26 protein-coding genes are annotated in these 26,757 nt (G+C 67.0%); 10 read left to right on the forward strand and 16 right to left on the reverse strand.

Going from position 1 to position 26,757, the window contains the following annotated elements:
- Positions 1–87 precede the first annotated feature (87 nt).
- Positions 88–1,077: an HpcH/HpaI aldolase/citrate lyase family protein gene (locus CGK74_RS14750; protein ID WP_094269208.1), complete on the forward strand. Its 990-nt coding sequence runs from the start codon at positions 88–90 to the stop codon at positions 1,075–1,077.
- 30 nt (positions 1,078–1,107) lie between these two features.
- Here CGK74_RS14750 and CGK74_RS14755 read toward each other — a convergent pair whose 3' ends face one another.
- Entirely contained in the window at positions 1,108–2,007 is a 900-nt protein-coding gene (locus CGK74_RS14755) for a LysR substrate-binding domain-containing protein (protein ID WP_094269209.1), read from the reverse strand.
- A 210-nt stretch (positions 2,008–2,217) separates the two neighbouring features.
- Between CGK74_RS14755 and CGK74_RS14760 the strand changes: the two genes are divergently transcribed.
- Positions 2,218–3,363, forward strand: coding sequence for an MFS transporter (locus CGK74_RS14760; protein WP_094269210.1), 1,146 nt, complete (start codon positions 2,218–2,220; stop codon positions 3,361–3,363).
- Between the two features lie 39 nt (positions 3,364–3,402).
- On the opposite strand, the gene CGK74_RS14765 is transcribed toward CGK74_RS14760, so the two are convergent.
- From CGK74_RS14765 to CGK74_RS14785, 5 genes are all read right to left on the reverse strand, one after another.
- Positions 3,403–4,167 carry an ABC transporter ATP-binding protein gene (locus tag CGK74_RS14765; RefSeq protein ID WP_094269211.1) on the reverse strand — a complete coding sequence of 255 codons (765 nt, stop codon included), beginning with the start codon at positions 4,165–4,167 and terminating at the stop codon, positions 3,403–3,405.
- A gap of 22 nt (positions 4,168–4,189) precedes the next feature.
- On the reverse strand, positions 4,190–4,915 hold the full coding sequence (locus CGK74_RS14770; protein ID WP_094269212.1) for an ABC transporter permease: 726 nt from the start codon (positions 4,913–4,915) through the stop codon (positions 4,190–4,192).
- Positions 4,912–5,598 carry an ABC transporter permease gene (locus tag CGK74_RS14775; RefSeq protein ID WP_094269213.1) on the reverse strand — a complete coding sequence of 229 codons (687 nt, stop codon included), beginning with the start codon at positions 5,596–5,598 and terminating at the stop codon, positions 4,912–4,914. The genes CGK74_RS14770 and CGK74_RS14775 overlap by 4 nt, the downstream gene beginning before the upstream one ends.
- Positions 5,599–5,727: 129 nt before the next feature.
- The gene (locus CGK74_RS14780; protein ID WP_094269214.1) at positions 5,728–6,519 is read right to left on the reverse strand and encodes an ABC transporter substrate-binding protein; all 792 of its coding nucleotides are present in this window, start codon (positions 6,517–6,519) and stop codon (positions 5,728–5,730) included.
- 109 nt (positions 6,520–6,628) lie between these two features.
- A complete protein-coding gene (locus tag CGK74_RS14785) occupies positions 6,629–7,534 on the reverse strand; it encodes an ATP-grasp domain-containing protein (protein ID WP_094269215.1) in 906 nt (301 codons plus the stop codon).
- A gap of 61 nt (positions 7,535–7,595) precedes the next feature.
- Here CGK74_RS14785 and CGK74_RS14790 point away from each other — a divergent pair, with 61 nt between their 5' ends.
- Entirely contained in the window at positions 7,596–8,606 is a 1,011-nt protein-coding gene (locus tag CGK74_RS14790) for an LLM class flavin-dependent oxidoreductase (RefSeq protein ID WP_094269216.1), read from the forward strand.
- A gap of 25 nt (positions 8,607–8,631) precedes the next feature.
- Here CGK74_RS14790 and CGK74_RS14795 read toward each other — a convergent pair whose 3' ends face one another.
- The 4 genes from CGK74_RS14795 to CGK74_RS14810 all read right to left on the reverse strand — a co-directional run bounded on the left by CGK74_RS14795 (position 8,632) and on the right by CGK74_RS14810 (position 15,408).
- On the reverse strand, positions 8,632–9,444 hold the full coding sequence (locus CGK74_RS14795; RefSeq protein ID WP_094269217.1) for an ABC transporter substrate-binding protein: 813 nt from the start codon (positions 9,442–9,444) through the stop codon (positions 8,632–8,634).
- A gap of 18 nt (positions 9,445–9,462) precedes the next feature.
- Positions 9,463–11,712 (reverse strand): diguanylate cyclase, encoded by a 2,250-nt coding sequence (locus CGK74_RS14800; protein ID WP_133091882.1) that lies wholly within the window; start codon positions 11,710–11,712, stop codon positions 9,463–9,465.
- A 234-nt stretch (positions 11,713–11,946) separates the two neighbouring features.
- Entirely contained in the window at positions 11,947–14,544 is a 2,598-nt protein-coding gene (gene acnB, locus CGK74_RS14805; protein ID WP_094269219.1) for a bifunctional aconitate hydratase 2/2-methylisocitrate dehydratase, read from the reverse strand.
- Between the two features lie 147 nt (positions 14,545–14,691).
- Complete coding sequence (locus CGK74_RS14810; RefSeq protein ID WP_240498742.1) at positions 14,692–15,408, reverse strand: DUF502 domain-containing protein; 717 nt, start codon at positions 15,406–15,408, stop codon at positions 14,692–14,694.
- 75 nt (positions 15,409–15,483) lie between these two features.
- Here CGK74_RS14810 and CGK74_RS14815 point away from each other — a divergent pair, with 75 nt between their 5' ends.
- From CGK74_RS14815 to CGK74_RS14825, 3 genes are all read left to right on the forward strand, one after another.
- Positions 15,484–15,882 (forward strand): YchJ family protein, encoded by a 399-nt coding sequence (locus CGK74_RS14815; RefSeq protein WP_094269220.1) that lies wholly within the window; start codon positions 15,484–15,486, stop codon positions 15,880–15,882.
- A 71-nt stretch (positions 15,883–15,953) separates the two neighbouring features.
- Positions 15,954–16,337: a DUF6394 family protein gene (locus CGK74_RS14820; protein ID WP_094269221.1), complete on the forward strand. Its 384-nt coding sequence runs from the start codon at positions 15,954–15,956 to the stop codon at positions 16,335–16,337.
- Between the two features lie 62 nt (positions 16,338–16,399).
- Positions 16,400–18,100: an NAD-binding protein gene (locus tag CGK74_RS14825; protein WP_206186266.1), complete on the forward strand. Its 1,701-nt coding sequence runs from the start codon at positions 16,400–16,402 to the stop codon at positions 18,098–18,100.
- Between the two features lie 33 nt (positions 18,101–18,133).
- Here CGK74_RS14825 and CGK74_RS14830 read toward each other — a convergent pair whose 3' ends face one another.
- Complete coding sequence (locus tag CGK74_RS14830) at positions 18,134–18,358, reverse strand: RNA-binding S4 domain-containing protein (RefSeq protein WP_094269237.1); 225 nt, start codon at positions 18,356–18,358, stop codon at positions 18,134–18,136.
- A 96-nt stretch (positions 18,359–18,454) separates the two neighbouring features.
- Here CGK74_RS14830 and CGK74_RS14835 point away from each other — a divergent pair, with 96 nt between their 5' ends.
- The gene (locus CGK74_RS14835; protein WP_094269223.1) at positions 18,455–19,363 is read left to right on the forward strand and encodes an ATP adenylyltransferase family protein; all 909 of its coding nucleotides are present in this window, start codon (positions 18,455–18,457) and stop codon (positions 19,361–19,363) included.
- A gap of 12 nt (positions 19,364–19,375) precedes the next feature.
- Here the strand turns inward: CGK74_RS14835 and CGK74_RS14840 are convergent, their stop codons facing one another.
- From CGK74_RS14840 to CGK74_RS14855, 4 genes are all read right to left on the reverse strand, one after another.
- Positions 19,376–19,750 carry a YkgJ family cysteine cluster protein gene (locus CGK74_RS14840; RefSeq protein WP_094269224.1) on the reverse strand — a complete coding sequence of 125 codons (375 nt, stop codon included), beginning with the start codon at positions 19,748–19,750 and terminating at the stop codon, positions 19,376–19,378.
- Between the two features lie 245 nt (positions 19,751–19,995).
- Positions 19,996–20,724 (reverse strand): YecA/YgfB family protein, encoded by a 729-nt coding sequence (locus CGK74_RS14845; protein ID WP_094269225.1) that lies wholly within the window; start codon positions 20,722–20,724, stop codon positions 19,996–19,998.
- Positions 20,725–20,778: 54 nt separating this feature from the next.
- The gene (gene trmB / locus CGK74_RS14850) at positions 20,779–21,480 is read right to left on the reverse strand and encodes a tRNA (guanine(46)-N(7))-methyltransferase TrmB (protein WP_094269226.1); all 702 of its coding nucleotides are present in this window, start codon (positions 21,478–21,480) and stop codon (positions 20,779–20,781) included.
- A 30-nt stretch (positions 21,481–21,510) separates the two neighbouring features.
- Positions 21,511–22,530 carry a tRNA dihydrouridine synthase gene (locus CGK74_RS14855; protein WP_206186264.1) on the reverse strand — a complete coding sequence of 340 codons (1,020 nt, stop codon included), beginning with the start codon at positions 22,528–22,530 and terminating at the stop codon, positions 21,511–21,513.
- A 191-nt stretch (positions 22,531–22,721) separates the two neighbouring features.
- Here CGK74_RS14855 and rpmE point away from each other — a divergent pair, with 191 nt between their 5' ends.
- Positions 22,722–22,940 (forward strand): 50S ribosomal protein L31, encoded by a 219-nt coding sequence (gene rpmE / locus CGK74_RS14860; RefSeq protein WP_094269238.1) that lies wholly within the window; start codon positions 22,722–22,724, stop codon positions 22,938–22,940.
- 175 nt (positions 22,941–23,115) lie between these two features.
- Complete coding sequence (locus CGK74_RS14865; RefSeq protein WP_094269228.1) at positions 23,116–24,771, forward strand: ArnT family glycosyltransferase; 1,656 nt, start codon at positions 23,116–23,118, stop codon at positions 24,769–24,771.
- 4 nt (positions 24,772–24,775) lie between these two features.
- On the opposite strand, the gene orn is transcribed toward CGK74_RS14865, so the two are convergent.
- Positions 24,776–25,324, reverse strand: coding sequence for an oligoribonuclease (orn, locus tag CGK74_RS14870; RefSeq protein ID WP_094269229.1), 549 nt, complete (start codon positions 25,322–25,324; stop codon positions 24,776–24,778).
- A 158-nt stretch (positions 25,325–25,482) separates the two neighbouring features.
- Between orn and CGK74_RS14875 the strand changes: the two genes are divergently transcribed.
- Complete coding sequence (locus tag CGK74_RS14875) at positions 25,483–26,757, forward strand: M48 family metallopeptidase (RefSeq protein WP_094269230.1); 1,275 nt, start codon at positions 25,483–25,485, stop codon at positions 26,755–26,757.

A 26,757-nucleotide genomic window follows, 5' to 3' on the forward strand; every position in this document is an offset into this window, starting at 1 on the left:
ACCGTCAACCACTACTTCCCCCAGATCGCGCGAAGAACCTTTTTATTTCCTGCCCCGCTTCACGCGGTACCCATCGAGGAACCCGACATGCACCTGCACCCTGCCGATGTCCTGTTCGCCGGCGAGAAGCCCTTCCCTGCCCTCCCCGCGGTCGACCATTACGCGGGCGCCGAGAAGCTGATGCTCAAGGCGCTCAAGCTGCAGCAGGAACTCGGGCCGGTGTTCGACATCACCTGCGACTGCGAGGACGGTGCCCGTGCGGGCGCCGAGGCCGAGCACGCGCGCATGGTGATCGACGTGGTCAATGGCGCGGAGAACCACTTCGGCCGGGTCGGCGCTCGCATCCACGACATCACGCATCCGCACTGGGTCCAGGACCTGGAGATTCTCGTCGGCGGCGCCGGCAAGCGCCTGGCCTTCATCACGCTGCCCAAGGTGCGCTCGTGCGCCGATGCCGCCACCCAGATTGCCGAGCTGCGCCGGATCGAGGCGGCGTTCTCCACCGGACGCGCCCTGCCAGTTCACGTGCTGATCGAGACCCATGGCGCCCTGCGTCAAGCCTGGGACATCGCCGCGCTCGACGGCGTGGAATCGCTCGACTTCGGCCTGATGGATTTCGTCTCCGGCCATCACGGTGCGATCCCCGGCAGTGCGATGAAAAGCCCCGGCCAGTTCGAACACCCGCTGGTCGTGCGCGCCAAGGCCGACATTGCCGCCGCCGCGCTCGCCAACGGCGTCGTGCCCTCGCACAACGTCACCACCGAGCTGCAGGACGTCGCCGTGATCCGCCACGACGCCGAGCGCGCGCGGCGCGAGTTCGGCTACCTGCGCATGTGGAGCATCCATCCGAACCAGATCCTGCCGATCATCGCCGCGATGCAGCCCGACTTCTCCGAGGTCGAGGAAGCGGCCGAGATCCTGATCGCCGCGCAGGACACCGCCTGGGGACCGATCCAGCACAAAGGCCGACTGCATGACCGCGCCTCTTACCGCTACTACTGGGAACTGCTGCAGCGCGCCCGCCATACCGGCATGGAGATTCCGGACGAAGCCAAGCACCGCTTCTTCGGCCGCTGAATCCGGGAACCGAGCGCAGCGCGGGCGAGGCTAGTGCCCGCCGCCACACATCTGGTCGACCACATCGAGAAAACTCCGGAGCAAGGGCGAAACCGGCTGCGCTGCAACCGCAACGGCAAGCCGGAACTGCGCCTCGCTCTCCTGCAGCGGGACATAGCGTACCCGCGGCATGCGCACGGACTCGAGCGGCGCCGGCAGCACCGCCACGCCTAGCCCCGCCGCCACCAGCCCGATCTGCGTCGTCGCCTCGCGCGCGGTCTGTACGATGCGCGGCTCGAATCCGGCCTGCAGGCAGAGCTTGCGCAGCACCTCGGGCAGGTCCGTGCCGAGATCGGCAGGAAAGCTGATGAAGTCCTCGTCCCGCAACTCGCGAAACGAGACGGAGGCGGCGCCTGCGAGCCGGTGCGCTGCATTCACCACCAGCCGCAGCGGGTTGCGTGCGATCTCCCGCAGCACGATGCCCCGCGGCGCAGAGTCGGCCTGGAGGCGCACGAAACCGACGTCCAGCTCACCGCGGGCGATCGCCTCGAACTGCCGCGGGGTGAACATTTCCCGCAGTTGAAGCCTGACGGCCGGATAGCACCGTCGATAGGCTTGCAGAGCGTCGGGCAACAGGTCGGTGAACGGCAGGGAGGAGGTGAAACCGATCCGCAATTCCCCGACTTCGCCGCGCCCGGCCCGCTGCGCATCCGTGACGGCGTCGTCGACCGCCGACAGGATGGTGCGCGCGTGCAGCAGCAGGCGCTCGCCGGCGACCGTCAGGGTCACGCGGCGCTGCGTACGCTCGAACAGCCGGACGCCGATCTCGTCTTCCAGGGCACGGATCTGCATCGACAGCGGCGGCTGTCCGATATGCAGCCGCGCCGCAGCACGGGTGAAGTTCAGCTCTTCGGCAACGGCGACAAAGTAACGAAGGTGTCGGAGCTCCATTCATATCTCTTGAATATCAATATGAACGCTCGAATATATTGGACTGACTGCGGCACCACAACCTAGCATCCCCGGTGTCGCACCCGATTGCATGCCGAGTCCCCGCCCTCGATGGCCAATCCCGTCCCCCCTCCGCCGACTGCCGCCGCAGCCCCTGTTTCGACCCCGCTCGAGGCGGGCACTGTCGCCTATCGCCACGCCAACCTCGCGATGTTCGTCGGCGGTTTCGCGACCTTCGCGATGGTCTACAGCACGCAGCCCCTGCTGCCCTTGCTGGCGACCGACTTCGGCGTCAGTGCCGCCAGCGCCAGCCTCACGGTATCGGCCACCGCTGCCGGCCTGGCGTTGATGCTGATCCCGGGCAGCGTGGTCGCCGACCGGCTCGGCCGCCAGCCGGTCATGAAGATCGCCCTGGGCATGGCCGCGATCCTGGCCCTTGCGACCGCCGCAGCGCCGGACTTCGTCTCCCTGCTCGTTCTGCGCGCGCTGCTCGGCGCGGTGATTGCGGGCCTGCCGGCGGCCGCGATGGCCTACATCGGCGAGGAATTCGCCGCCAACGCCCAGGCGCGGGCCATGGGCCTCTACATCGCCGGCAACGCGCTCGGTGGCATGAGCGGGCGCTTCATCGCCGCCCTGCTCACGGATGTCGCGTCATGGCGCATCGCACTGGGCGTGATCGGACTGCTGGGCCTGATCGCTGCCTTCGTCTTCTGGCGCGGCCTGCCTGCCTCGCGCCACTTCCGACCCCGGGCCGCCACGCCCGCGCGCATCTTCGGCGACACGCTCGCCATCTATCGCGACGCCGGCCTCCCGTGGCTCTTCCTGACTGCATTCCTCGGCATGGGCGCCTTCGTCGGCCTCTACAACTTCCTGGGGTTCCGCCTGCTCGAAGCGCCCTACGGGCTGGGCCAGACCGCGATCGGCGCGATCTTCCTGCTGTATCTGGTCGGCACCTGGGCCTCGGCGCTCAGCGGGCGTCTCGCCGAACGCTACGGGCGGCGCAACACCCTGTGGGTCATGGTGACGGTGATGGGCTCGGGCCTGGCCCTGACGCTGGCCTCGCCGCTGTGGCTGATCATCGCGGGCGTCGGCATCTTCACCTTTGGCTTCTTCGCCGCGCACGCACTGGCGAGCGGCTGGGTGGGACGCCGTGCCGGCGAACGGCGGGCGCTTGCGTCAGCCTTGTATCTGTCGAGCTACTACCTGGGCGCCAGCGTGATCGGCAGCGTCGCGGGCATGGCCTGGAGCGCGGGGCACTGGACCGGTCTCACAGCCCTGCTTGGCGTCTGTGTGCTGCTGACGGCGGCAGTTGCGCTGCGCCTGCGCCGCCTGCCGCTGGCCGCCAACGGCGACTGAAGCTGGCCGCACGCGAACGCGGCTCAGCCGGCCATCGAATTACTTGAGGTTGCCAGACAGGAACTGCTTCAGGCGCTCGCTGCGCGTATTGCCGAACACCTCGGCCGGCGGGCCGTACTCCTCGACGAGCCCCTGGTGCAGGAACATCACCTTGCTCGACACCTCGCGCGCGAAGCCCATCTCGTGGGTCACGACGACCATCGTACGCCCCTCCTCGGCCAGCCCGCGCATGACCTTCAACACCTCGCCGACGAGTTCGGGGTCAAGCGCGGAGGTCGGCTCGTCGAACAGCAATACCGCCGGCTCCATCGCGAGCGCGCGGGCAATCGCCACGCGCTGCTGCTGGCCGCCCGACAGGTGCGCGGGGTAGCTGTCCCTGAAGCGGGTGATGCCCACCTTCTCCAGGTAGGCCATCGCGCGCTCGGTCGCCTCGCGCCTGGACACGCCCAGCACATGTACCGGTGCCTCGATTACGTTCTCCAGCACCGTCATGTGCGCCCACAGGTTGAAATGCTGGAAAACCATTGCAAGTCGCGTGCGCAGACGCTGGAGCTGCTTGGCATCAGCTACGCGCAGGTGGCCGTCCTTGCCGGGCACCAGACGGATCTCCTCGCCCGCCACCTGGATGCGGCCGGCGTCGGGTTGCTCGAGGAAGTTGATGCAGCGCAGGAAGGTGCTCTTGCCCGAGCCGGAAGAACCAATGATGGTGATGACGTCACCGGCTTCGGCCGACAGGGAGACACCCTTGAGCACCTCGTGGTCGCCATAGCGCTTGTGCAGGTCTTGAACGGTAAGCTGGGTCATGGGAGATTTCCTCGGAGCGCGCTCAGGCGGCCTTGCGCGAGGTGACGCGCGGCCGCAGGTGGGCGAGCCATCGCCGCTCGGCGACGCGGAACAGGCCGACCAGCGCGAAGGTGATGCAGAGATAGATCAGGCCGGCGAAGATGAAGGCCTCGAACGGCGCGAAGAATTGCGAATAGGCATTGCGCGCGGCACCCGTGAGATCGACCAGGGTTACCGTCGACGCGATCGCCGTGCCGTGCAGCATGAAGATGATCTCGTTGCTGTAGGCCGGCAGTGCCCGGCGCAGCGCCCCCGGCAGCAGGATGCGACGCAGCATGGTGAAGCGGCTCATGCCACAGGCGCGCGCGGCCTCGATTTCGCCATGGGGCATCGCACGCAGCGCACCGGCGATGATCTCGGTGGTGTAGGCGCCAGTGTTGAGCGCAAAAGTGACCAGCGCACAGCCGTAGGGATCGCGAAACACCAGCCAGAAGGCGTTGCCGGCGTCCCACTGCGCCCGGACCCACTCGAACTGGCCGAGGCCGTAGTACATCAGCAGCAGCTGGACCAGCATCGGCGTGCCGCGGAAGAAATAGCTGTAGGCCCAGACCGGCCCCGATACCCAGCGCGAGGGCGACACACGCAGCACCGCCAGCGGGATCGCGAGCACCAGACCGGCCGCCAGCGACAGCACGGTGAGCTTGAGCGTCAGCCACAGGCCGCTCGCGTAGGCCGGCCAGCTTTCGGCGAACAGGCTCCATTCGATCATGCCGCCGCCCTCCGTACACCCACCGAATAACGCCGCTCGAGCCAGCGGAACAGCAATCCCGACACCGCCGTCATAAGCAGGTAGAACGCGCATACCACCGCATAGAACAGGAAGGGCTCATGGGTGGTCCGCCCCGCCTGGTCCGCCAGCCAGGTGATATCCGACAGGCCGATGATGGACACGAGCGCGGTGCTCTTCTGCATCACCTGCCAGTTGTTGCCCAGCCCCGGCAGCGCATGGCGCAGCATCTGCGGGAACAGCACGCGGTGGAACACCTGCCAGCGGCTCATGCCGTAGGCACGTCCGGCCTCGAGCTGGCCCGCCGGCACGGCCATGAAGGCGCCGCGGAAGGTTTCGGTGAAATAGGCGCCAAAGATGAAGCCGAGCGTCAGGATGCCGGCAACGAAGGGATTGACGTCGACGTAGTCGAAACCGAACGCATCCGTGACGACGTTGATGCCCACCTGACCGCCGTAGAAGATCAGCAGCATCATGACCAGGTCGGGGATGCCGCGCACCACCGTCGTGTAGATCGTTGCAGGCAGGCTCAGCAGCGGATTGGGCGAGAGCCGCGACGAGGCGCCGATCAGCCCGAGCACGAGCGCGAGCAGCAGCGAGAACACCGCCACACGCAGCGTCACCCAGGCGCCGTCGAGAAGGGAAGGAAGATAGCCGTGGAGCATCGGAAAAGCCCTGTCCCAGTCGCACGATGGCCGCAGGCAGGAAGCAGAAACGTGAAGGCGGCCATCAGGCCGCCGGTTCGGATGCGAGTCGCCGCGGGCGCATCCTCACGCCCGCGTGCTGCCTCGAAATCACTCGCCGTAGATGTCGTACTCGAAGTACTTCTTGCGGATCTCGTCGTACTTGCCGTTGGCGCGGATCGCCGCCAGCGCCTTGTTGAGCTTGTCCTTGAGCTCGGCGTCCTGCTTGCGCAGCGCGATGCCCACGCCTTCGCCGATCACGCCCTTCTCGTCCGCGTTGCGGCCGTGGTACAGGCCACCGGCGAACTCGTAGTCGGCGCCCGCGGGCTGCTTCAGGAAACCGCCGTCGGCGACCAGCGCATCGGCCCAGGCTGCGTCGATGCGGCCGGCGGAGAGGTCGAGGTAGGCCTCTTCCTGGCGCGCGTAACGCACCACCGTCACGCCCTTGTCGGCCCAGAAGCGGGTCGCGAAGCTGTCGGCCACCGTACCGCGCTGCACGCCAATGCGCTTGCCCTTGACGAGATCGAGTTCGGGCAGCAGACCACTGCCCTTCCTGGCCACGAGGGCGAGCGGCGTGGCGTAGTACTTGTCGGTGAAGTCGACGCGCTTCTTGCGTTCCTCGGTGATCGACATCGAGGCCGAGATGGCGTCGAACTTGCGGCTCAGCAGCGCGGGAATCATGCCGTCCCATTCCTGCTTGACCCACACGCACTTGGCCTTCATCTCTTCGCACAGGGCGTTTGCAACATCCACGTCCAACCCCTGCACCGCGCCGCTCGTGTCCACGGTATTGAACGGGGGGTAGGCACCTTCGGTCGCGAAGCGGATGGTGCTCCAGTCCTTGGCCATCGCGCCCTGCGCGGCGAGGGCGAGCGCGGCGAGCATCAGCGTGCGTCGAATCATGTGGAATCCTTCGTAATTGTTTATTGCGGCATTCTAACCGCTACACCCGCAGGGCTGTTTGCGGATTTCACCAAAACCGCTCATGTTGCGATGCGCAAAAACCTTTGATTCAGCGCAGTTTTTCCGCCAGACCCTGCGCCAGCGCCTCTGCCGCCGGCGGATGGAAGCGGAAGAACAATTCGGGCTCGACCAGTTCGAGCTCCATCAGCCGATAGCCACCTTCCTGCGCGCGCACGAAATCGACACGCGCGTACAGCGGCTGGGCAGGACAGGCCGCCACCGCCGCTTCGGCAAAGGCGCACTGCGCCGCATCCGGCGCGTGCGGATGCACCGTGCCGCCATGGTCGTCCTGTACCCGGAAATCACCCGCGCGCGCCGTCTTGCGGATCGCATGCGTCGTGCGACCGGCAATCACGATCAGCGACAACTCGCCATCGGCCAGGATCGCGGGCTCGAAGCGTTGCACCATCATCGCCTCCTCCGCCACACAGCGCGCGAACAACGGTTCATGCTGCGCCAGCGATGCCCGGCTCGCGCGGAAGGTCAGCCGCGCGGCGCCCGACACGGCAGGCTTGAACACGATCTCGTCCCAGCCCTCGCCCGCCATGATCTCGCCCAGCGACGTGGATTCGCCGCGCTCGACGAAACGGGTCGGCACCACCGCAATGCGCCTCAAAGCGAGGTCGGCAAGGTAGTGCTTGTCCACGTTCCAGCGGATCAGGGCCGCGTCGTTGAAGAGCTGCGTTTCGCCGGACACCCGGTCGAGCCAGGGCGCGAACTCGGCGAAGCGATCGAAATAGTCCCAGGTCGAACGGAACAGCGCACTTCGGCATTGCGTCCAGTCCATGTCGGCATCGGACCAGGAGCGCCGCTCTACGTGCAGCCCGAGACCGGCCAGTGCGCTCGCCACGAGATCTTCCTCGTGCGCGATCTGGGCCTGGTACCAGTCGTCGCGGTCGGGGCGGACGTAGCGATCCTCGGTCAGGATCACGACGTCGATCGGCTTTGCATGCATGGGCGGCCTATGGCGTAATCGGGGGCCGCGATTCTAGCAAGACTCCCGCTCCCCTTCGCCCATGCCGCCAACCACCCCGCTCTCCGTCCTCGATCTCGCCCCCGTCACTGTCGGCAGCACCGCGGCCGACGCGCTGCGCAATACGCGCGAACTCGCCCAGCTCGCCGACCGCTGCGGCTACACCCGCTACTGGCTGGCGGAGCACCACAACATGACGGGCATCGCGAGTGCCGCCACCGCGGTCGTCATCGGCCACGTCGCCGGCGCGACCGAACGCATCCGCGTTGGCGCGGGCGGCATCATGCTGCCCAACCATGCGCCGCTGGTGATTGCCGAACAGTTCGGCACGCTCGAGTCCCTGTTCCCAGGCCGTATCGATCTCGGGCTGGGCCGCGCCCCGGGCACAGACCAGCTCACCGCCCGCGCGCTGCGCCGCAACCGGATGGGAAGCGACGACAGCTTCCCGCAGGACGTGCTGGAGTTGCAGGCGTATTTCAGGCCGGTCCAGCCGAACCAGGCTGTGCAGGCCGTGCCCGGCGCCGGATTGGCGGTACCGATCTGGCTGCTTGGTTCCAGCCTGTACAGCGCGGAACTCGCGGCCCATCTGGGGCTGCCCTTCGCCTTTGCCTCGCATTTCGCGCCGCGTTTCCTCGACAGGGCGATCGAACTCTACCGCAGCCGCTTCCAGCCCTCCGAGGCACTGGACCAGCCCCACGTGGCCGTCGCCGCCAACGCCATCGCGGCCGACAGCGACGAGCAGGCGCAGCACCTGATGGGTTCGCTGCGCCTGCGCTTCGCTGCCATGGCCCGCGGCGTGCGCGGCCAGCTACCGCCGCCCGAAGCCTTCATCGAGCAGGACTGGTCGCCCGCCGAACTGGCCTTCGCCGACGAGTCGCTCGCCTGTTCGGCGGTCGGTGCGCCCGCGACCGTGCGCAGCCAGCTGCAGGCGCTGATCGCGCGAACCGGCGCGGACGAAATGATTCTGACGGCACAGATCTTCGATCACGGCGCGCGCTTGAAGTCGTTTGCGCTGGTCGCCGAAGCGTGGGGGCTGGCGGACGCGGCAGCATGATGCGCGCGATCGCCGACGCAAGCGGTCAGGATGCCGGCTGACGCGCAGCCCAGCGCGCAATGATCCCGGCCAGTGCCGGTAGCCCCTCGCGAATCGCCACCGGACCGGGCGAAAGGATCAGCGCCGACTTCACCTCATGCAGTTCGCCATCGCGCACAGCCGGCACGCTGTGCCACCCTTCACGCGCGGCAACCCGTTCCGGCCGGAAGCGCTTGCCGCACCATGAACCAATAATGATGTCCGGCGCCTGCCGTGCCGCCTCCAGCGGATCCGCAAGGATTCGCTGAGCCGCCCCCGGATGACGCGCACGCTCGGCGAAGACGTCCTCGCCGCCAGCGATCGCGATCAGCTCCGACACCCAGCCCACGCCGCTGATCGGCGGCTCGTCCCACTCCTCGAAATACACCCGCGGCCGCCGCGGCAGCGCCGCCGCCTGCGCGCGCACCGCAGCCATCGTCGCCTCCAGCTCCGCGACCAGGGCCAGCGAACGGTCCACCGCGCCGACCAGGCGGCCGACCGTCTCGATCATCGCCAGGATGCCCTCGACGCTGCGCTGGTTGAACACATGCACCGCCACGCCGGCCTTGATCAGGTCACGCGCCACGTCGGCCTGCATGTCCGAGAAGCCAAGCACCAGATCCGGCTCGACCGCGAGTATCTTCTCCAGGTCGCCACTGGAGAACGCGAACACTTTCGGCTTCTCCCTGCGCGCGCGGGGAGGAATCACGGTGTAGCCACTGATACCCGCGACGCGGGCCTGCTCGCCCAGGGCGTAGAGGACCTCGACGGTCTCGGTCGTCAGGCAGACGATGCGTGAGGGAAGGCGCGCGGTAGTCATGAGCTGAAATGCAATCCGTTAAGGCTGTTCGCCGGTGTAGACCCTGACCTGGTTCCGGCCCCCTGCCTTGGCCGCGTAGAGCGCGCGATCGGCACGCTTCAACGCCACCTCGGCTCCCGCGGAATCGAGCGCGGCGAGACCGATGCTGACCGTCACCGCCACACGCCCCTCCCCAGTGTCCACCGAGGATTCGGCGATGCGAACGCGCAGCCGGTCGGCGAGCAGGCGGGCGTCCGCTGGCGCCACACCAAGCAGCAAGGCGGAGAACTCTTCCCCGCCCAGACGAGCGGCGGCATCCTGCTGGCGCAAGCCATTGCGGATCAGATCGGCAACATGGCACAGCACCTTGTCCCCAGCCGCGTGGCCATAGGTGTCGTTGACGCGCTTGAAGTAATCGATGTCGATCATCAGCAACACCCCCTGGCGCTCGGGGTTGCTCCGCAGCGTCGAGCTCGCCGCTTCGAGGCTGCTCATGAAGCTGCGCCGGTTGGGCAGCGCGGTCAGCGCATCGGTCGAGGCCAGCGTCGCCAGCGCGGTTTCGCGCTGCTTGCGGTCGGACACGTCGCGTACCAGCCAGACCCGTCCAAGCTGGCGCTGGTCACGCATGATGGGCAGCCAGTCGATCTCGAAGCTGCGACCGTCGGCATCGGTGAGTTCGACCGATCTCCGGCGCTCCCCCTCGCTGCGGGCGTCAGGCACGTTCAGCCAAGCGGCCCGCTGCGGCCCGACGCGTGCGCAGAGCGCGTCATGCGGCAAGCCCTGCAGCGCAGCCGGATCGTCGCCGATGCCCAGCAACTCGCACATGCCTCGATTGACGATCGTCACCCTGCCCGCCGCATCTTCCATCAGGACGCCTCCGGGGAAACGCTGCAGCAGGGTCGTCAGTCGCAGCCGCTCGGCATCGAGCGCAGCCTCGACGACGTGGCGCTCGGTAATGTCGAGCAGGGTGCCCGCGACCCGCAGCGGCCTGCCCGCCTCGTCGCGTGAGACCACACGCCCACGGTCGAGCACCCAGATCGTCTCGCCATCGCGGCGCAGCATCCGGTACGTCGTCTGGTACTGCCGGGTCTCGGCACGCAGGTGGGCATGGAGAGCCTCATGCACCTGCTTGCGGTCGTCGGGGTGGATGCTCGCATCCCAGGTCGCGAAATCGGGCGCCGCTTCACCGGGGGCGTAACCCAGCATCCTCGCCCAGCGTGTGTTGCAGCGATTCTCCCCGGTCACGCAGTTCCAGTCCCAGGTTCCGAGATCGCCGCCCTCGAGCGCGAACTCGAGCCGCTCTCCCGCCTGCGCCAGCGCTGCCGTCTGGCGGCTCTTCAACAAGTAGAGCCGCGTGATCCACAACGCCGCAAGCAGCAGCGCCACGGTGGCGACGAGGTTGTAGAGGCCACTGCTCCGCACGGACTCCCGCACCGTCGCCATCGCGGCCGATTTGCTGAGACCGAGGCTGACCACGAGCGGCCTGTCCTGCACCCGACGCCATGCGTAGTAGCGCTCGACCCCATCGACCGGCGCAACGACGTCGTAGAAGCCGTGCGACACCAGGTGGTCATGCAGGAAGCGGCGATCAGCTGGCACGCTCTTGCCGAGCACATCTTCGAGCAGGTGAGAGCGTGCGAGATAGGCACCATCGTCGCGCAGAAGCAGTGCGACATCGGCCGGATCGGGAAAGATGTCGCGAAGCGCGCGGGACAGATGTTCCGCCGACACGGACACGACGATCACGCCTTCAAGCCGCCCCTCGCGGTGCAAGGGCCGCGAAAACTGCACGGTCCATTTGCCCGATATGCGCCCGAGCACGGGATGGCTGATGTACAAGCCCGATTCCGCGCGGTTCAGATGCACCGCGAAGTGCGACCGATCCGCGATCGAGACTTTCGTTGCCGCGACCGTGGCGTCCTCCGGCACCAGGCTGGAAAACAGGACCTCACCCCGTTCGCTGGCGATCGCGACCTGGACCACGGCACCCTCCGGCAAGGCATGCTGCGCCACGCTCACCGTGCGACGGAAGGTTCGCTCACCCTCTGCAAGCCAGCTTTGCCCAAGCTGCAACGTAAGGTAGTCGAGCTTCTCGACCATGGTACTGACCTGCAGCGCCAGCGCATGCACGGTCTGCTCGGCACGCAACCTGACGTTGGCCTCGACCTGGTCGAGTTGTGACCGGTGCGTCTGATTCAGCTCGAACCAATACACGCCGAGACAGAGCAGGATCGCCACCCAGCCGGCAAGCGCGCGCCACACCGCATTGCGCGGCAAGGGAAGTGCCACTTCGGATCGACGGTGCCGGAGCAAGAACTTGGGGATCAAGAGATTCTGGGCGCCCGCGGCCGGGCGTCGTCATTTTTTGAGGATGATAGACGATGCCATCGCGGCGAGGCGTGACGGGATGCCGCTGCGCCACCCAATTTGGTGCTGTCGGCCTCCAAAATACGACGCCCCCGGCGCAAGGATGCGCTGGGGGCGTCGTCGGGGTCCGGTCGAGCCGGACCGATCAGGCCGGGATCAGACCGTCACGGTGTCAGCCACCGTACGGAACTCCTCGATCTGGTCGAAGTTCATGTAGCGGTAGATATCGGCGGCCTTCTTGTTCACCACCTCCACCTGCGCCATGTACTCGGCAACGGTCGGGATCTTGCCCATCAGCGCGCACACCGCGGCCAGCTCGGCGGAACCCAGATAGACGCGGGTGTCGATGCCGAGGCGGTTGGGGAAGTTGCGCGTCGAGGTCGACATTGCGGTGCTGCCCTTGCGGATCTGCGCCTGGTTGCCCATGCACAGCGAGCAGCCCGGCATCTCCATGCGGGCGCCGGACTTGCCGAGCACGCCGTAATAACCTTCCTCGTTGAGGATCATCGCGTCCATCTTGGTGGGCGGGGCAATCCACAGGCGGGTCGGGATGTCGGACTTGCCGTCCAGCACCTTGCCGGCGGCGCGGAAGTGACCGATGTTGGTCATGCACGAGCCGATGAAGACTTCGTCGATCTTGTCGCCGGCGACTTCGGACAGCAGCTTGACGTCATCCGGATCGTTCGGGCAGGCGACGATCGGCTCCTTGATGTCGGCGAGGTCGATCTCGATCACGGCGGCGTACTCGGCGTCGGCGTCGCCCGACAGCAGCTCGCCGTTGGCGATCCACTCTTCCATGGCCTTGATGCGGCGGCCCAGGGTGCGCTTGTCTTCGTAGCCGTTGGCGATCATCCACTTCATCAGCGTGATGTTCGAGTTCATGTACTCGACGATCGGCGCCTTGTTGAGGTGGACGGTGCAGCCGGCGGCGGAGCGCTCGGCCGAAGCGTCGGTCAGTTCGAAGGCCTGTTCGACCTTCAGATCCGGCAGGCCTTCGATCTCGAGGATGCGGCCGGAGAAGATGTTCTTCTTGCCCTTCTTCTCGACCGTCAGCAGGCCCTGGCGGATGGCGTACAGCGGGATCGCGTTGACCAGGTCACGCAGCGTGACGCCCGGCTGCATCGTACCCTTGAAGCGCACCAGCACCGATTCCGGCATGTCGAGCGGCATCACGCCGGTCGCGGCCGCGAAGGCCACCAGGCCAGAACCGGCCGGGAAGGAGATGCCGATCGGGAAGCGGGTGTGGCTGTCGCCGCCGGTGCCGACGGTGTCGGGCAGCAGCAGGCGGTTGAGCCAGGAGTGGATGACGCCGTCGCCCGGGCGCAGCGACACGCCGCCGCGGGTGCTGATGAAGCTCGGCAACTCGCGGTGCATCTTGACGTCGACCAGCTTCGGGTAGGCGGCGGTATGGCAGAAGGACTGCATCACCAGGTCGGCGGAGAAGCCGAGGCAGGCGAGATCCTTCAGTTCGTCGCGGGTCATCGGGCCGGTGGTGTCCTGGCTACCGACGGTGGTCATCTTGGGTTCGCAGTAGGTACCCGGACGGATACCCTGGCCTTCCGGCAGACCGCAGGCGCGGCCGACCATCTTCTGCGCCAGCGAGAAGCCCTTGCCGGAATCGGCGGGCGCCTGCGGCAGGCGGAACAGGGTCGAGGGCGGCAGGCCCAGCGCTTCGCGCGCCTTGGTGGTGAGGCCACGGCCGATGATCAGCGGGATGCGGCCACCGGCGCGCACTTCGTCGAGGATCACCAGGGTCTTGAGCTGCGATTCGGCGATCACGGCGCCGTTCTTGAGCGCAGTGACCTTGCCGGAGGCATGATCGACCTTGAGCTCGATCTCGTCGCCCATGTCCATCTGACCGGCGTCGATCTCGATCGGCAGCGCGCCAGCGTCTTCCATGGTGTTGAAGAAGATCGGGGCGATCTTGGAGCCCAGGCACACGCCGCCGAAGCGCTTGTTCGGGACGAAGGGGATGTCCTCGCCGGTGAACCACAGCACCGAGTTGGTGGCGGACTTGCGCGAGGAACCCGTGCCGACCACGTCACCAACGTAGGCGACCAGATTGCCCTTGGCCTTCAGCTCTTCGAGGAACTTGACCGGACCACGCACGCCCGGCTCTTCCGGGGTGATGCCCGGACGCGGGTTCTTGAGCATGGCCAGCGCGTGCAGCGGGATGTCGGGGCGCGACCAGGCGTCCGGCGCGGGCGACAGGTCGTCGGTGTTGGTTTCGCCGGTGACCTTGAACACGGTCAGTTTCTGCGACGCGGGGACTTCCGGGCGGCTCGTGAACCACTCGGCGTCAGCCCACGACTGCATGACGGCCTTGGCGTTGGCGTTGCCGGCGGCGGCCAGTTCCTTGACGTCGTGGAAGTAGTCGAACATCAGCAGGGTCTTCTTCAGGCCCTCGGCCGCGACCGCACCGACTTCTCCGTCGGCCAGCAGGTCGATCATCGGCTTGATGTTGAAACCGCCCAGCATGGTGCCGAGCAGTTCGGTGGCCTTGGCGCGCGACACCAGGCCACAGGTCTCTTCACCCTTGGCGACCTTGGCCAGGAATTCGGCCTTGACCTTGGCGGCGTCGTCCACGCCGGCCGGCACGCGATAGGTCAGCAGCTCGACGAGGAAAGCCTCCTCGCCAGCAGGGGGGTTCTTCAGCAGAGCGACCAGCTCGGTGACCTGCTGCTTGCTCAGCGGCAGCGGCGGGATGCCGAGGGCGGCACGTTCGGCGACATGGGCACGGTAGGCTTCAAGCACGGCGACTTCCTCACTTTTCGTGGCGGTGATCAGGGCTCCACACGGGGATCGCCCGTGCGAATCGGAACGGATTATATGTCTTTTATAAGACTTGCGGTGCAGTGCAACACCCGCGCGAAGGATGCGGGCACAAAAATCCTTTGAATTCTACTCCTGCGCGTTCGCCATGTCCGGTTTCGACGCCGGCTGACGGAAGCGGACGCGCTCGGGAGACGTTGCGCCGCCCGTCATGACGAAGCTCATCGCCTCGTCCATCGACCAGTCGGTCGACACCACCTGCGACAAGGGCACGATCTCGATGTAGCCCGAGGTCGGGTTGGGCGAGGTCGGCACATAGACGGCGGCCAGTTCCTCGCCGGTAGCCTCGTCGCGAATCACGCGGGTGACGAATCCCACGGCCTTCATGTCCGGCGACGGAAAGCTGATCAGCACGACGCGCTGCACGCCTGTCGGCTTCTCCTTGATCACGGCGAGGAAGCGCTTGGTGCCGCCATAGATCGCCGCAACCAGGGGAATGTTCTGCACCAGGCGCTCCAGCCGGCCGATGATGCGCTGCCCGATCACCTGCGAGGCCAGCCAGCCCAGCGAGTAGAGCACGACCAGCGTGAACACCACGCCCAGCAGCGACTGGAACTGCGGCAGCAGCAGAAAGTCTGCAAACGCCGGATAATTGCGTCGCATCCCGCGTGACAGCGCCAGCACCCAAGGCGTGCCGAGCTTGGACAGCTGGGTGAATATGAAGTCGAAGACCAGCCAGGTGACCCACAGCGGCGCGGCGGTCAGCAGCCCGATCAACAGATACCGGCGGGTATTGCGCATGCGTTCTTGAGCGTGCAGGTCCATCGCGAAAATCGTGTCGTCCACGGAATTGGTCGGGAGAATACCGCAATGGCACACCTGCACGTCCCTCCCATCCGAGCTCTTCCATCGTCTTTCCCCATGAAACGAGACACTCCCTGCCCCTGCGGCTCCGGCCGCGCCTTCTCGGACTGCTGCGCCCCGGTGATCGCGGGCAACACCCCCGCAGCGGACGCTGAGGCGCTGATGCGCTCGCGCTACACCGCCTTTGCGCTGCAGCGCGGCGACTACCTGCTGGCAACCTGGCATCCGGACACCCGGCCCACGACCCTTGATCTGGACGAAGAGCCGGCCCCGAAGTGGATCGGACTCGAGATCCGTCGCCATCGCCTTCTCGCCGCGGAGGAACCGGCAACGGCCGAAGTCGAGTTCGTCGCCCGCTACCGGGTCGGCGGCCGCGCCCATCGCCTCCACGAGACCAGTCGCTTCGTGCACGAAGATGGCCGCTGGTACTACGTCGACGGCGTCATCCACGGCTGACGCAAAGTAATGCGGGCACGCGCATAATCCCACCGTCGGCCATCCGAGGCACGTCAGGAATATCTCACGTCATGAACCTCGAAAAAGTCATCTTCGGTTTCTTCATCGTCCTCGCCGCCACGCTCAACTTCGGCTTCTTTGTGGGCGACATCGACAACCCGGCGCATCACGACGTCTACGAACTGTTCGCGGCCCTGGTCGTCAGTCTCATCGCTACGGTGCTCAAGTTCGGGGACCGCACGCAGATCGGTGCCGTCCATCTTTCCACCAGCCTGGTGGCGGACCTGCAACTGCTCGCTGCCGCCATGGTTTGGGGATATGCAGCGCACGTCTCGGCGAGCGGACTGAGCCCGGAGATGATGTCCAAGGTCGTCTCGCTGTCGGGCGGCGCCCTCTTCGCCAACATCGTCTCGGTGATCATCCTGATCGCCGAAACCATCATGCAGCGCCGCTGACCGCTGTCGCGCGACAAGGCCCGATCGTGCAAGCGCTGCCCCGCCACCACAGCATCTTTCTGATGATCCTGCGGCGCATGCGTGCACCGCTGATCCTGCTGATCCTGCTGATGGCGGTGTCGGTGCTGGGGCTGACGCTCGCCCCGGGGGTCGACGAGCACGGCAACGTCCATTACCTCAGCTTCTTCCACGCCTTCTACTTCATCAGCTACACCGCCACCACGATCGGCTTCGGCGAGATCCCGCACAGCTTCTCGGACCAGCAGCGGCTGTGGGTCATCGTCAGCATCTACCTCTCCGTCGTGGGCTGGGCCTATACCCTTGGCTCGGTGTTCAGCCTGCTGTCGGACCGCAGCCTGCAGCAGGCCATCGCCATGCAACGCTTCGTGCGTGCCGTGCGCCGGCTGCGCGAGCCCTTCTACCTGGTCTGCGGTTACGGCGAAACCGGCCGCCTGATCTGCAGTGCGCTCGACCGCATGGGGCTGCGCTCGGTGGTGATCGAGATCGATGAGACCAAGGTCGGCGAGATCGAGCTGCACAGTTTCTCCGCCGATGTCCCGGCCCTGTGCGCCGACGCTTCCAGCCCCGAAACACTCAAGTACGCCGGCCTGACCCACCCTCACTGTGCCGGCGTCATCGCGCTGACCAACGAGGACGCCACCAACCTCGCCATCGCCATCGCCGCGCGTCTGCTGGCGCCGAAGCTGCCGGCGCTATGCAGGGCCGAGCATCGCGAGACCTCCGCCAACATGGCGTCCTTCGGCACGCGCCACATCATCAACCCCTTCGAGCGCTTCGGCGAAACGCTCGCCCTCGCGCTGCATGCACCTGCCGCATCGCAGCTGCTCGACTGGCTGACCGGCCTGCCCGGCAGCACCGTCGAGCGCCGGCGCGATCCCCCACGCGGCCACTGGATCGTCTGCGGCCACGGGCGTTTCGGGCGCTGGATGGTGGATGCGATGGACGCCGAAGCCCTGCCCGTCACGATCATCGACCGCGAGCTGCGCCCGGACAGTACCCACCGCTGGGTACAGGGCGACGGCACCGGCGCCAACGCGCTCAAGGAAGCGGACATAATGCAGGCCACCGGCATCGTCGCCGGCACCAGCTCGGACGTGGACAACCTCTCGATCGCAGTGACGGCGCGGGAGCTGAACCCCGAACTGTTCGTGATCCTGCGTCAGAACCAGTATGCCAACCAGGCGCTGTTCGACGCCTTCGAGTCGGACATCACGGTGCTGCCGAGCGAGATCATCGCCCACGAATGTCTCGCCATCCTCGGCACGCCGCTCCTCGTCCCTTTCCTGCGCGAAGTGCGCATGCGCGATGAAAGCTGGTGCAGCACACAGCTCGAGCGCCTGACGGCCCGGCTGGGCTGGACGGTGCCGGAGATCTGGAGCGAGCGCATCAACCTGAAGGGCGCCCCTGCCCTTTACCGGCGCCTGATGCGTGGCGAGACCGTGACGCTCGACATGCTGCTGCGCTCGCCAACCGACCGTACGGTGCCCCTCGACTGCGAAGTGCTGTACCTGGACCGCGACGACGACGATCACCTGCTGATGCCCGCGGGCAACACGTCGCTCCGGCCGGGCGACGAACTCCTGCTCGCCGGCACCCGGCGCGCGCGCAGCGATCTCGGCCTGGGCATCGGAAACGAGCACACGCTCGCCTACCTGATCACCGGCGAGGATCTTCCGGGCGGCTGGATCTGGCTTCGCCTGGCGCGCCGCGGCCGGCGCTCGCTGAAACCGATCCTGCCGTGAAGACCCGCGCGGCGTGACCGCGCGAGCAAGCCTTCACGCACCGTCCCCGGCAACCAGCACGATTTCCTCGCCGCCGAACTGCACGCGCTGACCCGGCCGCAGCTTGGCGCGCTTGCGGCTTTCGACCTGGCCGTCGACGCGCACCTCGCCCGCCTCGACCATCGCGTGCGCGGCACCGCCCGAGCCCACCAACCCGATGGCCTTGAGCAGTTGATCGAGCTGGATGTGATCGCCGCGAACGGCAAAGGAAATGCTCATGAAACGCTCCGCAAAGGGTTCGGACACCTCCCGCATGCGATGCGTACGGGCGTGACCATGTCAGAATCCGGGCATTGTCGCCCGTGCCGCTTGCCCATGACCAGCTTCTCCGCCACCGCCCCGCTCGACTGCCGCAGCAACGCCCTGCTCGACCTCTCCGAGAAGACCATCCGCAATGCCCTGGCCACCGGTGCGCTGCAGCCGATTGCGACCGAGAGCACGACCCTCGCCGAACGCGGATTCAGCTTCTCGGTGCGCTGGGTGTCGTCGCTTGCGCTCAAGGACCGTGCACGCGTGGACACCGTGACGCGCAAACGGCCCGAATTCAACCCTTTCCTGCCGCCCGAGCCCGCGCTGACGGTGGCCCACCTCGGCAGCCGCCACCTCGTCGTGCTCAACAAGTTTCCGGTGATCGACCACCACCTGTTGATCGTGACTCGGGCATTCGAGGCGCAGACAGCTCCCCTCACGCCGGACGACTTTCGCGCGCTGGCCACCGTAATCGGTGCACAGGGCGGGCTCGGCTTCTACAACGGCGGCAGCGTCGCGGGCGCCAGCCAGCCGCACAAGCACCTGCAGTGGGTGCCCGAAGCGTCCCTGCGCGCCGACGACGGGTTTGCGTCATTCAGTCGCGGGCTGGACATCCAGCGCACCGGGGAAGCACAGACCAAGGCCGAATTGCCCTGGCAGCACGCCTTCATGAGCCTCGCGGATGTCGACTGGTGCGACGCTCACGGCGCGGGCGAAAAGCTGCAGCACGCCTTCGAGACCGCTTGCCGAGCCCTCGCACTGCCGTCCGGCGCCGATCCCATGCCCCCCTACAACCTGCTGGCAAGCCGCCAGTGGCTTCTGGTCGTTCCGCGCCAGTTCGAGAAATGGCAGGACGTCTCGGTCAACGCGTTGGGCTATGCGGGTTCGCTCTTCGTGCGCAGCCGGGAACAGATCGAGCGGGTGCGCACCGAAGGCCCGCTCTCCGTGCTGCGCGCCGTCGGCTATCCGCGCTGAGACGGATCAGGCTCAGGCGGCACGCGGCAGCGGCGCATTAGGCAGGGGCGAATGCGGCAGCGGCGGCAAGCCGATCGTCGCGCGCAGTTCGTCGCACTTGGGGTTGGGCGTGCCGTCGTCCAAATAGACGGGAAATTCTCGACAGGGCGTCGGGCGGTTCTCGTAGATGGTGCACGCCACCTGCTCACCCACCGTGCCCGACAGCGCGGAGCAGCGCCGCGGCACCGAGTTGCTGCCCTTCATGCAGCGCATCGTATGGCTGAGTTTGTCGGTCATGTCCGCCGGTACGAATCCCCCGGGCGCATCGTCGGCCTCAGCCCAGTAGAACGAGATGCGGAAATGCGTGCAGCAGATGCCACAGCTGATGCAGGGATTCGGGTCTTCCATGGACGCTTTCTGAAGCAGGTTGCAGGACCGGGTTCGGCGCGCATTCTAGCGATTCGCCCGGCGCCTGCAAGAGGCAGAAAACGTATATCGATCAACACTTTGCGGGCAATATTTCCGCAATAGAAATTGCAGTCGCCCGACCGTCACCGGACTGCGCACGAAGCGCGCCTGCCCGGTGCGGGGCGCAGGGCTTCGGTGCGAACGGCACCGCGACCCTGCGCCTCATCGGAACCTGCGGTCCAGCCTCAGCTCAACGCGCCGCAGCACTTCTTGTATTTCTTGCCACTGCCGCAGGGGCATGGATCGTTGCGCCCGGGGCCTGCGGCAGCGGGCGCGACCGGGGCGTCGGCCTGCAGCACCTGCGGCGCAGGCAGCCCCATGTCGCGCCAGTGCGCGTAGATGTCATTGACCGCTTCGCCCAGCGCCCCCAGCCAGCCGAGGCGCGTCTCGTCGTCGGCCTCGGCAGCGGATTCCTCGGCCCACGGCGCCAGCACCTCGTCGAGCGTCTCGCGCACGGCCTCGAGCGCCTCGGCGTCGAGTCCCTCTTCCCAGCCTTCGGGCCACAGATCCAGGCCCTGGGCGAAACCGTCCAGCCACTCCTCGCCGATCTTCAGCGGGTCGCCCTCGGCAATCGCGAAGCAGAAGGGCTCCCAGCAGGCTTCCTCTTCGTCGTCCAGGCCGAGGGTGGTCACCATCTCGTTATGGTAGGCCTTGACCAGGCGAATCGCGCGCTGCAGCCCACTGCCGCCGCCAAAGCTCGCTTCTTCTCCATGGGCCGACCACACGTTGGGCAACCAGCGTTCGACCGCGATCGGCCGCGGCGAAATGAGCACACCGGCGAGAAAGCCGTCGAGCATCTCGAGATCCATGCAGTCCTCGGGCACGATGTCCGAGGTCAGCACCTCTTCGAGCGCCTCGAAGTCGTGATCGCTCATCAGATGGGGATTGTCTTGCGGGGGCGTGGTCTCGGTCATGGCAGTTCTCCGGAAATGGGACGAAGGGTGGCCCAAGCCACCGTGATCGGCAAGTCAAATATCGCGCACGTCCACCGCAGGGCGCACGGCGTCGAGGTCAAGCGTGAGCCGGTACAGGGTCTGCCCCGAATCGCGGTACTTGCGTTCGAACGGCGTCAGCGGAACCTCAGCCTCGAACGCGCCCCAAGGCACGTCGCGCCCGAGGACGATCGACAGCGCGGTGGCCATCTCGTGCATGTAGACATCCCAGTTGCTGCGGCATTCCAGCACGCCGCCCAGTCGCGGGATGAAGGGGAACACGGGGTGGGCATGCCAGCGCCGCGCCAGATGGCCGATCTTGGGCCAGGGATTCGGATACAGGATGTAGTGCCGGGCAAGCCGCAGGCCGACCTCGTCGATCAGGCGCCAGAAGTCGACCAGATCCGCACGCACGAACACCAGGTTGCGCGGCATCAGCGCATCCGGGTACGGCTTCTTGCGCTCCAGCCGATCCTGCGACTGATCGACACCGATCACCCAGTGGTCGGGATGGGCGCGTGCGATCTGGATCGTGCTGTGACCCACGCCGCAGCCTGCGTCCAGGATCAGCGGCGCCGCGCGGTCCCAGCCCGCGAGGGCCGCGTCGAAGGCCTCGCGGTTGTAGGGCGCGACCGGCTTGCGGAAGGGCTCGGCCAGGTGCTTGCGCACGAGTGCGTCGAGGCGCTCGTGCACGCCGGATTGCGCGCTCTGGGGAATACGGGAATTGGCGTAGCTCATGATGAATCCAGTGCGTTGCGGCGAGCAGTTTCAGGCAGCTTCGAGCAAGGGCGCCACCCTGGCCGGCGCCAAGGCGCGGGCTGCCGACGCCGGCACGCCATGCAGCTCCAGCATGCGCTCGACTTCAGAAAAGGTGCGCAGCGGGCGGATCGCCGCGAACAGTTGCTGCGCCTGCACGTAGTTTCGCGCCAGCAAATGCAGCCATTGCTTGATGCGGCCGGGCGCATGCCGGGGCTCGACCTTGCGCAGCACCCGGTCACGAAAATCCCCCAGCAGAGACAACAGGGCTGCCCACTCGCGTACCCGCTCGCCGGCATCGGGTGTGTCGAACCGACCCGCACGGATGCGCGCGGCCAGAAAGGGATCGGCGACGGCGCCGCGTCCCAGCATCACGTCGGCGACGCCCGACACCGCCCGGCAACGCTGCCAGTCGGCTGCCGACCACACTTCGCCGTTGGCCACCACCGGCACCACGACCGCTTCATCGATGCGCGCAACCCACTCCCAGTGCGCCGGCGGCCGGTAACCGTCGGCCTTGGTCCTTGCATGCACCACCAATCCGCCGGCGCCACCATCGACGAGCGCCTGCGCACATTCGATGGCCCGCCCGGGGTCATTGATACCGAGCCGCATCTTCGCAGTCAGCGGAATCTGCTGCGGGACGGCTCGTCGCACCGCCGCAGCGATGTGATGGAGCAGCTCCGGCTCATCCAGCAGGGCCGCGCCACCACGATGACGATTCACCGTCGGCGCCGGGCAGCCGAAATTCAGGTCGATGCCAGCGGGCGCCAGCGCTGCCAGCCGCGCGGCATTCTCTCCCATGCAGACAGGGTCCGAGCCCAGCAACTGCACACGGACCGGGGTACCGCCCACCGTTCGACTGCCGCACTGCAGTTCCGGGGAAAGGCGGCGGAAGAAGCGCTCGGGCAGCAGGGTGCCGGAGACGCGCGCGAACTCAGTGACCGCATAGTCGTAGCCGCCGGACGCGGTCAGCGCGGCGCGCAAGACGTCGTCGAGCAGGCCTTCCATGGGGGCGAGCAGGAGGCGCAAGCCGGGACTTCCTATGACACGATGGGACGAACGCGCCCCGGGCAGGGGTCGCGAAAGGGATCGCAATTCTAATGCAGTCCCGCGCAAAAAGCGGATTTCCGCTTGCCAGCCCACGTGTGCCGGAGGATAATCTCGCCTCTTTACCAATCAGGGCGGTCACAACCGCCGCCCGCTTGAATCAGGAATCGACCATGAAAGCGGACACCCATCCGAAATACAACGACGTGAATGTGACCTGCTCCTGCGGCAACACCTTCGTCACCCGCTCCACCCTCGGCAAGCCCCAGTACCACGTCGAAGTGTGCTCCGCATGCCACCCGTTCTACACCGGCAAGCAGAAGATCGTCGATACCGCCGGTCGCGTCGAGCGCTTCCGTCAGAAGTACGGCAACGTCCAGCGCGCCAGCTGATCCCGGCCGCGGCACTGGATATGCGCCCGCCAGCGGGCGCACTGCGAAAAAGGCAGCTGCGGCTGCCTTTTTTCATGTCTGCCTTCATGTTCCTTTCGTCTCCAGCCCTCCGCCGGCGCCCCATCCCACCGTCCGGGGCTTTGCCTCGATCAACGCTCCGCCCCACAATGCGCGAATGATTCGAGAACCCGAAACCCCCTCCCTGCTGCAGCGCCGCATCTACGGCACCGTCGGCATCGCGGTGCTGGTGGCCCTTTACCTGCTTGTCGGCCTTGTCGGCCACGACCCCTGGCGCGGCGATGACGCGCGCTACCTGGGTCCGATCCTGAGCATGCTGCGCGGCGAGGGCTGGCTCTTTCCGATGCTGGCCGGCGAGCCCCTCGTCGACTACCCGCCGCTCTACTACTGGGTGGGCGCCCTGCTGGCCTGGGCCGGAAGCGGCTTCCTCGCACTGCACGACGGCGCCCGGCTGGCCAGCGCGGTATTCGTTGCCCTTGGCGTGTATTTCTCGGCCCGCACCGCCGAAGCACTGTATGGCCGTCCTTCCCGGACCCCCGCCGCACTGCTGACGATGGGTGGGCTCGGGCTCGTGCTGCACGCCCACGAGATCCAGCCCCTGCTCGCAGTGCTGGCCATGCTGGCGATGACGCTGCGCGGGCTGGCGCTGGTGCCGCAGCAGCCGGTCGCCGGCAGCGTGCTTGCCGCTTTCGGCACGGCCCTGGCATTCCTCGCCGGCGGCATTGGTGCCCTGCTCGCCACCGCGCCGCTCTTCCCGCTGGTGATGATGCTCAGCGCCGACTGCCGCACCCCGCGCGCCAGTGGCGCGCTGCTGCTGGGACTGTGCCTCGCACTGACGCTGGCGGCCTTGTGGCCGCTCGCCGTTCACCTGAACCAGCCCGAGCAACTGGGCCTCTGGCTGCGCGACGAATGGGCACGCCTGAGCGGCCCAGGGCTGTCGGGCGGCGAAGTCGTACGCGGCCTCGAACTGCTGGGCTGGTTCACCTGGCCCCTGTGGCCCATCGTGCTGTGGAGCCTGTGGCGCGCACGACGCACCATCGGCCAGTTGCGCTGGCTGCTGCCGCTGCTCAGCGCGGTTCTCGTGCTGAGCCATTTCGTCATCCGGGGCGACCTGTCCCAGGCCAACATCCTGCCGCTGATTCCAGCAATGGCGCTGCTGGCTGCCGCTGGCGTACCCACGCTGCGCCGCGGCGCCGCCAACGCCCTTGACTGGTTCTCGCTGATGAGCCTGGCGGTGTTCGGCATCCTCGTCTGGCTGGCGTGGTCGGCCCAGGCCGTGGGCTGGCCTCCGGGACTGGCACGTCACGTGGAACGCAACGCGCCCGACTTCGTGCTGCACCAGCCGGGCCTGCAACTCGCACTCGGCGCCGCGATCACGCTGCTATGGATCGCACTCGTCTCCCGGTTGCCGCGCTCGACCTCGCGGGCGCCGGCAAACTGGGCCATCGGCCTGACCATGCTGTGGTGCCTGGCGGTCGTGCTGCTGATGCCCTGGTTCGACAACGGCCGCAGTTACCGCGAGACCGTGCGATCGCTGGAAATCGCCGTCGCGGGGGAACGCAGCAGCGCGCCCGGCGCCTGCATCGCCAGCACCGGCCTGCCCGAGCACGTGAAGAGCTCGCTGGATTACTTTGCCGGCATCAGGACCGTACGCATCGTCGGCGACAGCACGCCCTGCCCGCTGCTGCTGGTCTTGAACGACCGCAGGCCCATGATGCGGCTCGCGCCGGAATGGAAACCCGTGTGGGAATTCCGCCGCGGCGCCGGCCGCCGCGCCGAGACCTTCACGCTGCTGCGGCGCGAAGGGTCCTGATACCTCATTCCAGACGCAGGAAGTTGTCGCGGTAGTGGCGCAGTTCGGAGATCGACTCCTGGATGTCGGCCAGCGCCGTGTGCGCACCCGACTTCTTCACGCCGGCGTACACCTCGGGCCGCCAGCGCTTGGCGAGTTCCTTCAGCGTCGAGACGTCCAGGTTGCGGTAGTGGAACCAGGCCTCGAACTGCGGCATCCAGCGCGCGAGGAAACGGCGGTCCTGGCACACCGAATTGCCGCACATCGGCGAGGTACGCGCGGGCACCCACTCCTTCAGGAAGGCGAGCATCTGGGCCTCGGCCTCGGCCTCCGATACGGTCGACGCGCGCACGCGGTCGATGAGGCCGGACTTGCCATGCGTGTTCTTGTTCCAGTCGTCCATCGCATCGAGCACTTCGTCGGGCTGATGCACGGTGATGACCGGCGCCTCGGCGATGGTCTCCAGCTTCTCATTGGTCAGCACGATGGCGATCTCGATGATGCGATCGCGATCGGGTTCGAGGCCGGTCATCTCCATGTCCAGCCATATCAGGGTGTTCGGGTCCTGTGCCATAATCCGTGCGCCTTTCTGACGTATTCATGCGAAACATTCGAGGGCGCGATTGTGTCACAGAACGTGTTGGCATTCGGCGCAGACCGGAGCCGGCGCCCGAACCGCCCGTCGCCTGTCGGCCCGGGCCTGCCTGAAACGCTCGACCCCACGACCGCACCATGCCTGCCGACCCTGTTTCCTCCGCTGCCAGCGGCTTCGCCGCCCTCTTCGTCACGCTGCTGCTGTTGAGCCTGGTCGTCAAGACCAGCCTCATGCGACGCCAGATCCGCCATGTGCTGGCGCGCCGCGAGCAAGTGCCGCAGGCCTTCGCCGAATCGATCACCCTCGCCTCGCATCAACGCGCAGCCGACTACACCGCGGCGCGCATGCGCCTGGCGATGTCCGAGATCGCGGTGAGTGCGCTGTTCGTGCTGCTGCTCACGCTGGGCGGCGGACTGCAGGCGATCCATGACGCCTGGTCCGCGGCGTTCGCACCGGGCGGCATCGCCCACGGCGTGGCCCTGCTGGCGACGCTTGGCGTACTCGGCTGGTTCATCGATCTGCCGTTCGTGCTGATCAAGACCTTCGTCATCGAAAAACGCTTCGGTTTCAACCGCATGACGCCGCGCCTGTTCGCGGCCGACACAGCGCGCGAGGCGGCACTGGCCGCGGCAATCGGCCTGCCTTTGCTGGCGGTTCTGCTGTGGCTGACCGCCGCGATGGGCAGCCTGTGGTGGCTGTGGGTATGGGCCTTCTGGCTGTCGTTCAACCTGCTGGTGATGCTGATCTGGCCGACCTTCATCGCGCCGCTGTTCAACCGCTTCACCCCGCTCGCCGACGAGGCACTGAAGGCGCGCGTCGAAGGCCTACTGGCGCGCTGCGGCTTCCAGTCCAAGGGCCTGTTCGTCATGGACGGCTCGCGCCGCTCGGCCCACGGCAATGCCTACTTCACCGGCTTCGGTGGATCGAAACGCATCGTGTTCTTCGACACCCTGCTCGACAAGCTCAACGCCGACGAGGTCGAGGCGGTGCTGGCGCACGAACTGGGGCACTTCCGCCACCGCCACATCCTTAAGCGCCTGGCCGTCCTCGCCCCCGCCAGCCTGGCCCTGCTCGCCCTGCTGGGCTGGCTGATCGAACAGCCTTGGTTCTTCAGCGGCCTGGGCAGCGCGGCCACCGACACCGCGACCGCGCTGGCGCTGTTCTTCCTGGTGTTGCCGGCCTTCACATTCCCGCTCGCCCCGGTCCTTAGCTACTGGTCGCGGGTGCACGAGTTCGAAGCCGATGCCTATGCCGCGCAGCAGACGCGCGCAGCCGATCTTGTCGCCGCGCTGGTCAAGCTGTACCGCGACAATGCCTCGACGCTGACGCCCGACCCCTTGTACTCGCGTTTCTTCGATTCACACCCGCCTGCTGCCTTGCGCGTCGCCCGCCTGCAATCCCTGCAGCCCTGA

Source organism: Thauera propionica (assembly GCF_002245655.1).
Lineage (GTDB): Bacteria > Pseudomonadota > Gammaproteobacteria > Burkholderiales > Rhodocyclaceae > Thauera > Thauera propionica.

Bases quoted from the DNA above. Each gene is read 5' to 3' on its own strand.
- CGK74_RS14840 (WP_094269224.1), bottom strand. From the start codon at position 19,750: ATGGAAGACCCGAATCCCTGCATCAGCTGTGGCATCTGCTGCACGCAT.
- CGK74_RS14755 (WP_094269209.1), bottom strand. From the start codon at position 2,007: ATGGAGCTCCGACACCTTCGTTACTTTGTCGCCGTTGCCGAAGAGCTG.
- CGK74_RS14765 (WP_094269211.1), bottom strand. From the start codon at position 4,167: ATGACCCAGCTTACCGTTCAAGACCTGCACAAGCGCTATGGCGACCAC.
- CGK74_RS14820 (WP_094269221.1), top strand. From the start codon at position 15,954: ATGAACCTCGAAAAAGTCATCTTCGGTTTCTTCATCGTCCTCGCCGCC.
- CGK74_RS14830 (WP_094269237.1), bottom strand. From the start codon at position 18,358: ATGAGCATTTCCTTTGCCGTTCGCGGCGATCACATCCAGCTCGATCAA.
- CGK74_RS14875 (WP_094269230.1), top strand. From the start codon at position 25,483: ATGCCTGCCGACCCTGTTTCCTCCGCTGCCAGCGGCTTCGCCGCCCTC.
- CGK74_RS14790 (WP_094269216.1), top strand. From the start codon at position 7,596: ATGCCGCCAACCACCCCGCTCTCCGTCCTCGATCTCGCCCCCGTCACT.
- CGK74_RS14835 (WP_094269223.1), top strand. From the start codon at position 18,455: ATGACCAGCTTCTCCGCCACCGCCCCGCTCGACTGCCGCAGCAACGCC.
- CGK74_RS14780 (WP_094269214.1), bottom strand. From the start codon at position 6,519: ATGATTCGACGCACGCTGATGCTCGCCGCGCTCGCCCTCGCCGCGCAG.
- CGK74_RS14865 (WP_094269228.1), top strand. From the start codon at position 23,116: ATGATTCGAGAACCCGAAACCCCCTCCCTGCTGCAGCGCCGCATCTAC.
- rpmE (WP_094269238.1), top strand. From the start codon at position 22,722: ATGAAAGCGGACACCCATCCGAAATACAACGACGTGAATGTGACCTGC.
- trmB (WP_094269226.1), bottom strand. From the start codon at position 21,480: ATGAGCTACGCCAATTCCCGTATTCCCCAGAGCGCGCAATCCGGCGTG.
- CGK74_RS14845 (WP_094269225.1), bottom strand. From the start codon at position 20,724: ATGACCGAGACCACGCCCCCGCAAGACAATCCCCATCTGATGAGCGAT.
- CGK74_RS14815 (WP_094269220.1), top strand. From the start codon at position 15,484: ATGAAACGAGACACTCCCTGCCCCTGCGGCTCCGGCCGCGCCTTCTCG.
- CGK74_RS14795 (WP_094269217.1), bottom strand. From the start codon at position 9,444: ATGACTACCGCGCGCCTTCCCTCACGCATCGTCTGCCTGACGACCGAG.
- CGK74_RS14770 (WP_094269212.1), bottom strand. From the start codon at position 4,915: ATGATCGAATGGAGCCTGTTCGCCGAAAGCTGGCCGGCCTACGCGAGC.
- CGK74_RS14825 (WP_206186266.1), top strand. From the start codon at position 16,400: ATGATCCTGCGGCGCATGCGTGCACCGCTGATCCTGCTGATCCTGCTG.
- orn (WP_094269229.1), bottom strand. From the start codon at position 25,324: ATGGCACAGGACCCGAACACCCTGATATGGCTGGACATGGAGATGACC.
- CGK74_RS14750 (WP_094269208.1), top strand. From the start codon at position 88: ATGCACCTGCACCCTGCCGATGTCCTGTTCGCCGGCGAGAAGCCCTTC.
- CGK74_RS14785 (WP_094269215.1), bottom strand. From the start codon at position 7,534: ATGCATGCAAAGCCGATCGACGTCGTGATCCTGACCGAGGATCGCTAC.
- CGK74_RS14760 (WP_094269210.1), top strand. From the start codon at position 2,218: ATGTTCGTCGGCGGTTTCGCGACCTTCGCGATGGTCTACAGCACGCAG.
- CGK74_RS14775 (WP_094269213.1), bottom strand. From the start codon at position 5,598: ATGCTCCACGGCTATCTTCCTTCCCTTCTCGACGGCGCCTGGGTGACG.